At 34.2% G+C, this 13,420-nt stretch carries 8 protein-coding genes; 7 read left to right on the top strand and 1 reads right to left on the bottom strand.

Annotation, left to right across the window (positions count from 1 at the left end):
* Positions 1–479, bottom strand: a 479-nt coding sequence (locus HHU12_RS31115; protein ID WP_169656597.1) for a transposase, incomplete at its 3' end; no start/stop codon positions are given.
* Between the two features lie 151 nt (positions 480–630).
* Here HHU12_RS31115 and HHU12_RS31110 point away from each other — a divergent pair.
* The 7 genes from HHU12_RS31110 to HHU12_RS31080 all read left to right on the top strand — a co-directional run bounded on the left by HHU12_RS31110 (position 631) and on the right by HHU12_RS31080 (position 13,376).
* Positions 631–3,672, top strand: coding sequence for a SusC/RagA family TonB-linked outer membrane protein (locus HHU12_RS31110; protein WP_169660643.1), 3,042 nt, complete (start codon positions 631–633; stop codon positions 3,670–3,672).
* 18 nt (positions 3,673–3,690) lie between these two features.
* Entirely contained in the window at positions 3,691–5,508 is a 1,818-nt protein-coding gene (locus HHU12_RS31105; protein ID WP_169660642.1) for a RagB/SusD family nutrient uptake outer membrane protein, read from the top strand.
* 32 nt (positions 5,509–5,540) lie between these two features.
* Positions 5,541–6,317, top strand: coding sequence for a DUF3823 domain-containing protein (locus tag HHU12_RS31100; RefSeq protein ID WP_169660641.1), 777 nt, complete (start codon positions 5,541–5,543; stop codon positions 6,315–6,317).
* Between the two features lie 184 nt (positions 6,318–6,501).
* Positions 6,502–9,678, top strand: a complete 3,177-nt coding sequence (locus HHU12_RS31095; RefSeq protein ID WP_169660640.1) for a glycoside hydrolase family 2 TIM barrel-domain containing protein — start codon at positions 6,502–6,504, stop codon at positions 9,676–9,678.
* A gap of 4 nt (positions 9,679–9,682) precedes the next feature.
* Positions 9,683–11,083 carry an arylsulfatase gene (locus tag HHU12_RS31090; RefSeq protein ID WP_169660639.1) on the top strand — a complete coding sequence of 467 codons (1,401 nt, stop codon included), beginning with the start codon at positions 9,683–9,685 and terminating at the stop codon, positions 11,081–11,083.
* Positions 11,084–11,125: 42 nt separating this feature from the next.
* Complete coding sequence (locus HHU12_RS31085) at positions 11,126–12,604, top strand: sulfatase-like hydrolase/transferase (protein ID WP_169660638.1); 1,479 nt, start codon at positions 11,126–11,128, stop codon at positions 12,602–12,604.
* Between the two features lie 361 nt (positions 12,605–12,965).
* Positions 12,966–13,376, top strand: coding sequence for a glycoside hydrolase family 71/99 protein (locus HHU12_RS31080; RefSeq protein WP_169660637.1), 411 nt, complete (start codon positions 12,966–12,968; stop codon positions 13,374–13,376).
* Positions 13,377–13,420: the final 44 nt, after the last annotated feature.

The raw sequence follows: 13,420 nt of genomic DNA, 5'->3' as shown, positions 1-13,420 counted from the left end.
TTGACAAGCTTTTTATCTCCTTTGGCTCTACCTTGACTGCCAGCGTCATACCCACCTACAGCAAACTCATCGACCTCAACATACCCCTTCAAAGGATGCTGTAAACTACTTTGCATAGCATATTGCACTTTACGTCTGAAATTTAAACAGCTTTGATAACTCAAGGACAGTTTCTCACTTAAAGTTAAAGTGGACATGCCTTTCTTATCACAACTAACTTTAAATATGAATTCAAAAGCAGTTAGAATTGAAAATTTCAGCTTATGAAATAGGGTATGAGCCGTAACAGACTCATCATATTTACACTTTTGACAACGTCTGGAATGTAACTTTTTACCTTTCATATATTTTGTATGTTCACATTTCCTACATTTGTAATGATCACTCCACTTTAGTGTCGATAAATATTCAAGACAATCTTCTTCTTTTTGAAATGTTGAATAAAATGTTCTATCGTCAAAACCTTCAAAATTGATCATAATACATCTGGTTGTTTGGTTACTTTTACACTAATGTAAATCAGTTAACCGTAACAGAAGTACGTTTTACTATTTAGGGCGATCTAAGTTTAGATACCTATTAATTTTAATATTTACACATCATATCACTTTTGCACAAGAAGAACATTTTGTGAAAGGGAGGGTATTTGATGAAGAAGGGCTTCCTATGCCTGGTGTAAATATTCTAGTAGAAGGCAAAAAACTGGAAGGAACCTACACCAACTTTACGGGTGAATATAAAATAAAGGTTGCTCCAAATGCCACTTTGATCTATTCCTTCATTGGCTATCAACCCATAAAAATTGAAGTTCAGAACCAAGAAATAATAGACGTAACACTTGAGTTGGATCAAGATGTTTTGGCTGAGGTTGTTGTAGTGGGGTATGGAACTCAAACGAGAAAAGACATTACAGGTTCTGTAGCAGATGTAAGTGGTTATGAATTAGAACGTGTTACAGTTGATGACGCTGCTAACAGTTTGACAGGTAGATTAAGCGGTGTTCGTGTAGTACAAAATTCAAGTGAACCAGGTGCTTATGATACAGATATTGATATTAGAGGTTTTGGAGAGCCATTGTATATTATTGATGGTATTCAATCTGATAAAGCAACTTTTAGTAGGCTTACCCCTGCAGATATTGAAACAGTAAGTGTGTTAAAAGATGGATCGGCTTCGGTTTATGGTGTACAGGCCGCCAACGGTGTGGTCTTGGTGACAACGCATCAAGGTGAAGTAGGAGATATGAAAATTCGTTATAGTGGTAGATATGTTTGGTCATGGATATCGTCATTTCCTGAAACTGTGAGTGCTTATGATTACGCACTGATGTGGACAGAGAAAGAAGCGAACCAGAAATTTTCTAATACAGAAGTTAATTTCCAGAATATTAATTTTACTTACACACCTGAAATGTTGGAAAGGTTGAGAATAGGGGAAGAGACAAATAATGGACAAACTTATGATCACTTTTCTAACGTAGTCAATCCTGTAGTAACACAACAGCAACATAATATAACTCTTCAAGGAGGAGGTAGTAATTTTCGTTACTACAATGCGATTGGTTATAATAGAAATAACGGTATTTGGTCTAGTGGAGATTTGTATACTAACAAATATAATTTCCGTTCAAATATGACAGCCAATTTTAGTAAAAACTTATCCTTCAAAACCAATCTTTCCTATATTTATAATGATGATAACAGACCTATTTCCACTACTCAAAATATTTTAAAAACTATTTGGAGAACGCCCGTTACAGATCCATTTTATGTGAATAATAATCCAGATTCTTTGTATCAATCCACTTTGAATGATTTTAATAGTCCAGTAGCTATTACAAATTCAGATATTTCAGGACACAACCGTTTGGAGGACCATAGAATTAACGCAAACTTTTCATTAAATTATCAGATACCTGGTGTAAAAGGTTTATCACTTTCTGCTCTTTATTCCCGAAATATGAGAACGGCTCTAAGGGAAATATACCAAAAACCTTTCTATCAATATAGAGGTAATCCAGAATCCAACACATTTGAACCAATACTCCACAATTTTCCTTCTACCTTAACACATGATAATATTAGAGAAACTAGAAACCAGTATCAGTTTAAGGTCAATTACAATGGGAAATTTGGTAAGCATAATATAGGAACTATGTTTGTAACAGATATGATGCAATCTATCAATGAATTGACTTCATCACGATCAAATTTACTGATAGATATGCCACACTTTGGTGCATCAGATTCAAAAACATACAGAGTAACTTCAACTATTCCAGATGAGTTTAGAAGACTAGGGTTTATTGGTAGGTTTAACTATAATTATGCTGGAAAATACTTACTAGAAGTTAGCGGTAGACTAGACGGATCTACCAAATTTGCTCCTTCTTCAAGATGGGGGTTATTTCCTTCTGTATCAGCAGGATGGGTGATTTCTAAAGAAAGATTTATGAGAAGTCTAGCTCCTACCTTAACGTTTTTAAAAGTACGTGGATCTTTTGCTCAGTTGGGTAGTGATGGTGGAGTACAGAATTTTGAATACTTATCTGGGTATACATTCCCTGTAAATGGAGCCTATTTTGGAGATGGGTATTATCCTGCGTTGGATATTTCAGTTGTAGCCAACCCCAATTTGACATGGTATGAATCCAAACTCTACAATGTTGGTATAGAAGCACAACTTTGGAAAGGGAAGGTAATTTTTGGAGTAGATGTATTTAGAAGGGATAGAGAAAACCTAGTGAGTTCAAATGCAGCGATTGAATTGCCAGGAAGTCATGGTAGGCCATTACCTCAGATTAATGTAAATTCAGATCGAAATCAAGGCTTTGATATAGAACTAGGTTATAAAGGAAAAACTAATAAGTTTAATTATCGTTTTAAAGGCATTTTTTCATACACAAGAAGAAAGTTGCTTAACAATTTACAGGCTCCGTTTGGGAATGCTTACGAGGAGTGGAGAACAGGAAAATCAAACCGTTATAATGACTTAGCCTGGGGGTATAGAACTGATGGACAATATACATCTCTTGAAGACATAGGAAATTCACCTACAATCGATAACAATGGTAACAAGACGGTGATTCCTGGTGATATTAAATATTTGGATTTGAATGGAGATGGAATTGTAGATCAAAGAGATGTAACAGTGATAGGAGTGAATTCAGGAAAACCTTTGTATACAGCTGGTCTGAATATCTCTCTTATTTATAAAAACTTTGATTTGACAATGTTGTGGCAGGGAGGATTCAAACAAAATACTCGATATTCTGAAATGTTGCAAAAGCCGTTTATGTGGGGAACTGCACCTCCATTAGCACACTTTAAAGATAGAACAAGATTGGCAGACCCTTACGATCAAAATAGCGAGTGGATTATGGGAACTTTTCCAGCTATGGGTGATAGGAAAAATTATTTGGAAAGTGACTTCTGGTATTTTGATGTTTCTTATGTAAGATTAAAAAATATAGAACTTGGTTATACATTACCTCAGACAGTATCAAAAAGGTTGTTTTTGAGTAGTTTAAGGGTTTATATCAATACTTATAACCTACTTACTTTCACCAATCTTTATGATTTTGTAGATCCAGAATCACCTGGAAGTAGAAACTTTGGATATAATTATCCATTGACAAAAAATATAAATGCAGGTATAGATATCCAATTTTAAAACACTAACTAACAAGAAATGAAAAAGTTATTATATACTTATTTTGTTATTGTCTTTACAAGTTGTAGTTTTTTAGATATTGATTCTCCTAACGTTTTAACTGAAGATGATTTATTTGAAGATGAAAATATAACAACAGCTTACTTTTCAAGACTTTACCAAGAGCTACTCATTGAAGATTTTAACTTTGTTCAAGGGAAATTCAATACTTTTCCTGGTTCAGGATCAAATTATATTGGGTCTTGGGTGAACGAAGAATTACCAAGTGGAACTTATACTGGAATAGGAGGTGGTTCCTTTGAAAAATGTTATGAAGTGGCTTATAAGGCCATTGCCAACTGTAATCAGCTAATAGAAGATTTAGAAAAATCGAGATTTAAGTTCACAGCTCAACAATACAATCAATATTTAGCAGAAGCCTATTTTTTAAGAAGCTATAATTATTTTGAGTTAGCCAAAATGTTTGGTGGTGTTCCTTTAGTATTGAAACTAAAACCTTATGAGATTGGTGATGAATTATCCAAGTTTCACAAGGCACGTAATTCAGAAGAGGAAGTTTTCGACCAAATAAGACAAGATCTTGATTTTGCTATTCAATATTTGCCTGAAACTTCACAATATGGAAGGTCAAACCGATACGTAGCGGCTGCTTTAAAGTCGAGAGCCATGTTATATGCAGCATGTATTGCAAAGTATGGAACACCTAACCGTTTGGTTACCCCTGATTATCCTAATGGGTTATTGGGAATTCCAGCTGATAGAGCAAAAGAGTTGTTCAAATATGTGATTGATGCCAATGAACTCATTATTCAGTCAGGTAATTATTATCTGTTTGAACAGTTGAGAGATAAAGAAGAAAATTTTCAGACATTATTTTTACAAACACAAAATAACAGAGAAGTCCTGTTTGCTCGAGGTTTTGATCCAGCGGTTCGAAATTCACATAGTCATGATGCCATTGTTATGCCTCGAAGTATTGGTTTTACCTATGGTAATAAGAAATCACCGAGTACCAATATTATGGAAAAGTTTGAATATGTTGATGGTCGTTCTGGTGAGATGGTATGGAAAAACGGAAAAGAGTATGTGGTTTTTGATGATTTGCAAACTTTATTCAAAGATAAAGATCCACGCTTCTTTGCTTCTTTTATTACACCTTTTTCAGAATTTAGAGATTTGAAAATCACAATGTGCAATGGAGTACATCTTGATGGAGCATTCAAAACTGCACCAATAGGTTATAATTATTATTATGATTTGGAAAAGCAAGAGTTTGTATCTTACGTTACCGATTATCCTGCTACTGGAAATTCAGGACAGACTCAAGGCAGTGTGGGAAATGGATTCTGTAAAAAGTACACTGACATAGATAACCCTATCCAATCAATTGGCGCATTATGGTCTAGTAAAACACATTGGATTGATATTAGATATGCTGAAATTTTACTGAATCATGCTGAAGCTCACTTTGAAATGGGAAACTATGAAAGTGCGCATATCAATCTGAATATGATTCGCGAAAGAGCAGGTATAGTACCGCTAGAGTTTGGTGATGTTACACTTGAAAAGATCAGAAATGAACGTATTGTAGAGTTTGTATATGAAAATAAATCTTTCTGGGACTACCGTAGATGGAGAACAATGACCACTGAATTTAATAATGAAAGTGCATCAAGATATAGAATTTATTATAGCATTGATTTGGGAGGCTATATCATAAGGGATGATCAAAACAATGGAGCAAAAAAACAGTACGATGAACGGTTTTATTACAATCGTATTCCATTGGAGGAAATGGCTAAAGATCCTTTGTTGATTCAGAACCCAGGATATTAAAAATAGGTATTACTTTTTAGATGTGAAATAGGATGAAGAATATACATAAAAAATATTATTTGCTCTACCTCTTAGGGGCATTGTTCTTTAGTTGTGAAATGGATAACTATCCCTTCCCTGATACAAAAATTAAAGGAAAAGTAATAGATGCAGTCACTGGTGAACCCATTCAAATTCAGCAGACTGGAGGGATAAATGTAAGGCCATTATTGAGGTTATATCAAATATCAGATCAATATAACTCTACACCAATGGTCGTTAATATACAACAAGATGGTACTGTGGAAGATCACTTTATGTTTGCAGGAAAATATAAAGCGGTGATTTATGGGGGGGCTTTCTATGAAGGAGATACTGTGATTATAGACACAGATGCAGCTACAGATGAAAACGATGCTTTTTTTACTTTGGAAGCCACTCCTTTCATAAGAGTTGATTTTCGCATAGAGGGAACAAAACTTATTTTTAGTGCAGATAAAGGAGATGATCGATACAAGGAGGATATATCAATGTTCAGAATGCTTTATAATATCCACCCGGTAGTGGCAATCAACAGTGCTCAGAATCAATTCAGAGGAGCATGGTCAAAGAATGTGAACTTTGCAAATAATGAAGATAAACCTGAAACAATATATGAGTTTGGTTCAGAGATCGAATATCAATTGACAACAGACGATATTCCGGAATCAGGGACTTATTATTTTCGGATCTCTGCAAGAAAGCTAAATGGGGTATCTCATAATTATAGTAAAATAATAAAATTAGAAATCACTGAAGAGTTATATAGTCAATTGCCAGAGGAGTTCTAATACAAAAAAGAGGTAAGGGTTCTTCTTTGATCGAAAATTGATTTGTGATACACAAACAGTATAAACCTAATTTCAAAAAGACTACTTGAATTTTAAGAATGACTGAATAATGATCCATTGAATTTTCAGTGTAGGGAATTTTTTGTCATAAATAAATTAATCACTCACAAAATAATATGATTTTATGTTTAAGAGAATATTGATACTTGCTGTTATTCAGTTTGTTATGAATAGTGTTTATGCACAAACTAAATATGAATGGGAGAACCCTGATATTAATCAAGTTAATGTTGAACAGGCTAGAACAGATTTTTATCATGATGGTAATACTATTAACGTTAGTGAAAAATCAGAAAACACTTTATCCTTAAACGGTACATGGAAATTTAGTTGGTCTGAAACACCTGAAAGACGTCCAAAAAATTTCTATAAAAATGATTATAAAGTATATGGTTGGAAGAATATTGAAGTACCTTCAAGTTGGCAGCTAGAAGGCTATGGGTATCCTGTTTATACAAATATCAGCTATCCATTTCCAAAGAAAGCACCATTTATTGATCATCAATTTAATGCTGTTGGTAGTTACAAACGTACCTTTGAAGTGTCTGATGAGTGGTTGGGGAAAGAAGTATTTATTTATTTTGGAGGTGTTACTTCAGCCTATTATTTATGGATAAATGGTGAAAAAGTAGGTTATAGTGAGGGTTCCAAAACAGCGAAAGAATTTAATATAACGAAATATATAAAATCAGGTGAAAATCAAATAGCAGTTGAAGTTTATAGGTATTGTGATGGTTCATATCTAGAAGATCAAGATTTCTGGAGATTAAGTGGCATAGAAAGGGATGTTTATGTTTACGCCTTACCAAAAGTACATTTAAGCAACGTAGAAATTGATGGTCAATTAGAAAAAGTGAAGTATAAAGAAGGATTATTGTCTTATAAAGTAACAGTAGCCAATAAATCAGGTACATTAAAAAAGAAACACACTCTTTCAATAAAACTATCAGATGGTAAAAAAGAGGTTTATCATAAAAGCTATAAGTTAAATGTAGAAGGTAACAAAAAACAAATCGTAAAGATCAAGGATTTTCCCATTAAGAATGTAAAAACATGGTCTGCTGAAACACCAAACTTGTATAAAGCTGAAGTACAGTTACAAAATGCAAATGGAGAAGTGATCGATAAAACATCTTTTAAAGTTGGGTTCACCACCTCTGAAATTAAGAATGGTCAATTATTAGTGAATGGTAAACCTGTTTTATTAAAAGGAGTCAACAGGCATGAACACGACCCCGTAAGAGGACATGTAGTGACAAAGGAAAGCATGTTGGCAGATATCAAACTCTTCAAAGAGTTCAATATTAACGCTGTAAGAACGTCTCACTATCCAAATGATCCTTATTGGTATCAACTCTGTGATGAATATGGTATTTATGTGATAAGTGAAGCCAATATTGAATCACATGGATACGGTTATAATAAAAAACACACATTGGGGGCTAATCCTTTGTTTGAAAAAGCACATATGGAGCGTGTCCAAAATATGGTGAGACAATATTTTAACCATCCTTCTATCATAATCTGGTCTATGGGGAATGAGGCCGGAAATGGTAATAACTTTGTCAAAACCTACAATTGGATTCATGAGTACGATGGTAATAGACCTGTTCATTATGAAAGAGCAGCACGCCCAGGTGATACCGAAAACTATGAAGGGAGGATTACAGATATTGTAAGTTGGATGTACCATAGGCAGGGTGGTGTAATGCACCAACACTTCAAGCGTGATGACAAAAAACCTTTAGAAGAACAAAGACCATTTATCTGGTGTGAATATGCTCATGCCATGGGCAATAGTACGGGGCATTTTGATAGTTATTGGGAGTGGGTGAGAACACACCCAAGAGTACAAGGTGGATTTATTTGGGACTGGATGGATCAGGGATTGGAAAAAAGGACAAAAAACGGTGAAAAATATTATGCTTATGGTGGTGATTTTGAACCTAATGGTATTCATACTGATAATAACTTTTGTGCCAATGGCCTATTAGGTTCTGATGGTGTACCACATCCAGGTTTATATGAAGTGAAAAAAGTATATCAAGATATTCTTTTTAGTAAAGTTGATAGTAAAACGATTGAGGTTTATAATGAGCATTTCTTTACCAGTACAAAAGATTTCAATTTCAAAGCTATTTTATTGGAAGATGGAAAAGAAGTGGCTTCAAAAGTATTGAATATTGCACCCATTGCCCCTCAGCAGAGGGGAAAAATAAAAGTGGACTTTGATTATAAGTTAGCTTCTTCAAGAGAATATTTCATTAATATTTATGCTTTGACAAAAGGCTCTCCCTTGTTATCAGAAGGGCATATAATTGCATCAGAGCAATTTATTTTACAGGAACGAACACCTTCAAAATCTGTAAACTCTCCGTCAAATAAAGTCAGTGTGAGTGAATCCAAAGACAAGCAAATTGTATCTGTGAAGGTAGGTGAGGTGACATATACTTTTAAAAAATCAGGATTTGGCTTGGAAGGTATTTATAGAGGTAAAGAAAACCTTTTAAAAGAACCTGTAAAAATGACTTTTTGGAGAGCTCCTACAGATAACGATTTTGGAGCATGGAATGGTGGTGGGAAAATCGCGAAAGAGTATGATTATTTTAGTTTGAGAACTGTAGCTGATAATTATAAATTCGACAATTTTTCACAACAAAAAGATAATAACGGTAATGTCATTCTAACTTATGAATATGATTATCCAACATTAAAGGCAAAGAATAAAATTATTTATAAAATTCTCAAAGATGGAGGAATTAATATTGATTGTGAACTTACAGTAAATGATAAAAAAGCTTTAGAATATATGCCAAGATATGGTTTGATACTTGCCATAGATGAGAAGTTTCAGAATGTAAAATATTATGGCAGAGGACCCTATGAAAATTATATTGATCGTAACACAGCATCTTTTGTTGGTTTATATGAAGCGAAAGTAAGCGATTTCTTCGTGCCATATATCAGACCACAAGAAAATGGTAATCGAACAGATACTCGCTCGGCATTATTTGCAGATAGTAATGGAAATGGTATTCAAATCGCGACCGACAAGACGTTCTCTTTTTCAGCACATCATAATCCAATGTCAGATTTTGACCCAGGAAATCAAAAAGGACAAAGGCATACTATTGATATAAAACCTAAAGAGGCCACCTACCTTCATATAGATTATATGCAAATAGGTGTAGGGGGAGATTGTAGTTGGTCTATGGAAGCTTTGCCTCTTAAAAAACATAGAATGAATTTATCAGCATGTAAACTAAATGTGACACTTAATTTTTTAAAACAGGATATTTAAGACTATGAGAAAGTATTTTTTAATCTTAGTGCTCTCAGTGTTATCACTTCCAAATGTGATGGCACAGAAACAGAAAAAGCCTAATATACTCTTTATCTTATTGGATGATCTAGGTTATGCAGATGTAGGCTTTAATGGTCAAACAAAAATTTTAACTCCTAATCTGGATCAATTGGCAAGTGAAGGAATGAACTTCACACAACATTATGCAGGCGCACCCGTTTGTGGGCCTTCAAGAGCTGTATTAATGACAGGGAAACACCTCGGACATTGTTCAGTGAGAGCTAATCCCAAATGGACAAAATCAGGCAAACCTTTGGACTTAGATCAACAAGATGTTACAGTAGCGAAAGAGTTAAAAAGAGCAGGTTATACAACTGCTTGTATTGGGAAATGGGGCTTAGGAGAAAACCTCACAACAGGTATTCCCAATCAGCAAGGTTTCGATTACTTTTATGGATTTAATTCTCATAAAAACGCTCATCGTTATTATCCTGAAAAGGTGTGGAGAAATGATGTTCATGAAAGAATAGAAGGTAATATAACAAAGCAAAAGAAAGGCAAATATATCACGGATCTCTTTACTGCTGAAGCCAAAGAATTTATTAAAAAGAATAAGGAAAAGCCCTTTTATCTTCATCTAGCCTATACTACACCTCACTTTGAGTTGACTATTCCTGAAGAAAGAAAGGCCTATTATAAAGAGCAAAATTGGCCATTAAGAGAAATGAAAAAGGGGCATTATTATCATGACCGAAATGGACATGTGACTTATGCTTCAATGGTCACTGATGTTGATAGACAAATTGGTGAAGTATTGGCTTTGTTGAAAGATCTCAATATTGATAAAAATACATTAGTCATTTTTGCATCAGACAATGGTCACGAATATGATAATGGAAAAGAATTTTTTGATTCTAATGGAGTTTATAAAGGGAAGAAAAGAGACCTTTATGAAGGAGGAATTCATGTGCCTTTTGTAGCAAAGTGGGAAGGCAAAATTAAAGCAGGTACAACATGCAATGAGATGTTTACATTTTGGGATTTTTTACCCACAGCTTGTGAGATTGCAGGAATACAACCTACAGATCATGAGATTGATGGCATCTCTTATTTACCTACTCTCTTAGGAAAAACGAAGAAACAGAAGCAACATGATTATCTGTATTGGGAATTCAATGAGCGTAAAGGGCCCATTCAGTTGGTAAGGAAAGGAGACTGGAAATTGATTAATTTTATTCATAAAGACCGTCAACAACTTTTTAAAATAACGGATGATATAAGTGAACAAAGTAATCTGATTAATCAATATCCCGAAAAGGCGGAGGAGTTACGAAAAATATTGAAAGAAGCTCGAACAGAACATCCAGAATTTCCTCTTGTTAAGAAAGGAAATTCAAAATAGATAAGACGAAATTTAATAATGAAACAAACAAATTTTAAGATTATGATAAAATCGAAATATATAGTGATGAGTTACTCAAAGTTGGTCTTTTTGGCCTTGTTGATATTTGGGGTCAATAAATTTGCAAATGCTGAGGACCCTTTGGAAAAAAATAAAAGGAAAAAAGATAAACGACCGAATATCGTTTTTATTCTCACAGATGATCAAGGATATGGAGATCTAGGTTGTTTTGGTTCCAAAACCATTTCCACACCCAATATTGATAAACTAAGTGATGAGGGCATAAAATTTACTAACTTTTATGTTCACAATCGTTGTTCCCCTACTCGTATGGCGTTTATGACGGGGGCATATGCACATAGAACAGAACTCCCAAGAGTGATTTATTGGTTCGACAGAATGGGAATCCATGAAGATGAAATTACCACTGCAGAATTATTAAAAGAGGCAGGATACAAAACAGGTATTATTGGTAAATGGCATTTAGGAGATTGGGATGAGTTCCACCCAAATAAAAATGGATTTGATCATTTTTATGGCTTTTTAGAATACGGTAGAGCAAAGACGGCCATCTATAGGAATAAAACACTAGTAGAGAACATTAAAAAGAAAACACATGGCCAACACTCTCCTAAATTGGTGAAGGAGGCCGTAAAGTTTATTAAAGATAATAAAGAACAACCTTTCTTCCTTTATTACGCTTCACCTCTTCCTCATACACCCTTTCTTCCTAGTCAAAAATTTAAGGGAACATCAAATCAAGGAGCATACGGTGATCAAGTACAAGATATTGATTGGCAAGTTGGAGAATTGATGAAGGCATTAAAGGAAAATGGCATTGATGATAATACACTAGTCATATACACTTCAGATAATGGTCCAGAATTAGGATTGCCACAGACCCATGGTACATCAGGTATTCTTCGCGATGGAAAATGGTCTAATTTCGAAGGAGGTATTCGTGTACCATGTGTAGCTAGATGGCCTAAACAGATGCCTAAAGGGGAAGTCAACAATGAAATTGTGGGTATTATTGATATGTTGCCAACTTTTTGTGCATTGAGTGGTGCTTCGGTTCCAACAGACAGACCTATTGATGGACGCAATATAGTGCCTTATTTACAAGGGAAAACGAGTGACGCTTCTATACATGAAACAATTATTGTCCCAGGAAAAGTAATCCGTCATAATGAATGGAAGTATGCTTTTGAAGAAATGGAGGCAGGTGGACCCATTCAAAACTTGGGAGATCGTAAACATGCACCAAGAGGTACTTTATTCAACTTGAAAGATGATCCTAGTGAAACAGTAGATGTCTCAAAAGAGCATCCTGACAAAGTGAAAGAGTTGGACAAAATGATGAGAGAGTTTTTATCAGAAATGCGTAAGAACATCAAGCCAATTGGAAAAACTGCTGAATTTACAGATGAGTTATTAAAAGCAGAGTGGAAATATCAGCGTGCACCTAGAGATCAGAAACCTTATTATAAATCGGTGGTTGACTCCTTATTGCAAAAATAATTGGACAAAAGCGTTTTAATTCAGTAATCAAATTGAAGAGGTATAGAAGAACTTTATAAGTGAATCAATCTTCTTACAACACTCTTAACACATTACTGAATATTATTAATCTATTGACCAACTATTATAGCTTAGTAGAATAGAGACTGGTTTGACTATTATTAGTCAAGCTAGTTTTTTTAATACCATTATAGATGTGTGATTGGTTAGTAGCAATAATAAAATAGTTTAATAAGCTCTTAATATACTCTTTTATCACAATTAACAGGTCTCATTAAGTCTATTAATCATTTTATTAATCATCCTATTAACTACCTCGGACTACATTAGCGATATAAATAATAAAAAGAACGATCAAAGTATGAAGTATAGAAATTTGATGATTATTCTATGTTTGCACCTTTTACTAACCAACATTAGCTATGGAGGTGACAAGCATGGTGAAAGCAGTAGATACCTTTCTTATCATAGTTTAGTTATGACAGGATATCAAGGTTGGTTTCATGTGCCAGGTGATGAAAATAATAATAAGTCATGGGTACATTGGGGACATGGAGGAAAATTTGATGCTCAAAATTGTACTATCGATTTAATTCCTGATACTAGGGAGTACAAAAAAACGTACGATACACCTTTAGAATTTGAAAATGGAGAAAAAGTAAAACTATTCAGTTCATCTGATAAAAGTACTACTGATGTACATTTCAAATGGATGCGTCAGTATGGTATTGATGGAGCATTTATGGGTGATGGCTATTTTAGGTTGATCTAGCTACATCCGTTACTAAAATTACCACATTTATAGTAATGTTTTTC

Source organism: Flammeovirga aprica JL-4, assembly GCF_012844305.1.
Taxonomy (GTDB): Bacteria; Bacteroidota; Bacteroidia; order Cytophagales; family Flammeovirgaceae; genus Flammeovirga; species Flammeovirga aprica.
This window is presented reverse-complemented; position numbering and strand designations above follow the sequence as displayed.

Bases quoted from the DNA above. Each gene is read 5' to 3' on its own strand.
- HHU12_RS31085 (WP_169660638.1), top strand. From the start codon at position 11,126: ATGATAAAATCGAAATATATAGTGATGAGTTACTCAAAGTTGGTCTTT.
- HHU12_RS31090 (WP_169660639.1), top strand. From the start codon at position 9,683: ATGAGAAAGTATTTTTTAATCTTAGTGCTCTCAGTGTTATCACTTCCA.
- HHU12_RS31105 (WP_169660642.1), top strand. From the start codon at position 3,691: ATGAAAAAGTTATTATATACTTATTTTGTTATTGTCTTTACAAGTTGT.
- HHU12_RS31100 (WP_169660641.1), top strand. From the start codon at position 5,541: ATGAAGAATATACATAAAAAATATTATTTGCTCTACCTCTTAGGGGCA.
- HHU12_RS31095 (WP_169660640.1), top strand. From the start codon at position 6,502: ATGTTTAAGAGAATATTGATACTTGCTGTTATTCAGTTTGTTATGAAT.
- HHU12_RS31080 (WP_169660637.1), top strand. From the start codon at position 12,966: ATGAAGTATAGAAATTTGATGATTATTCTATGTTTGCACCTTTTACTA.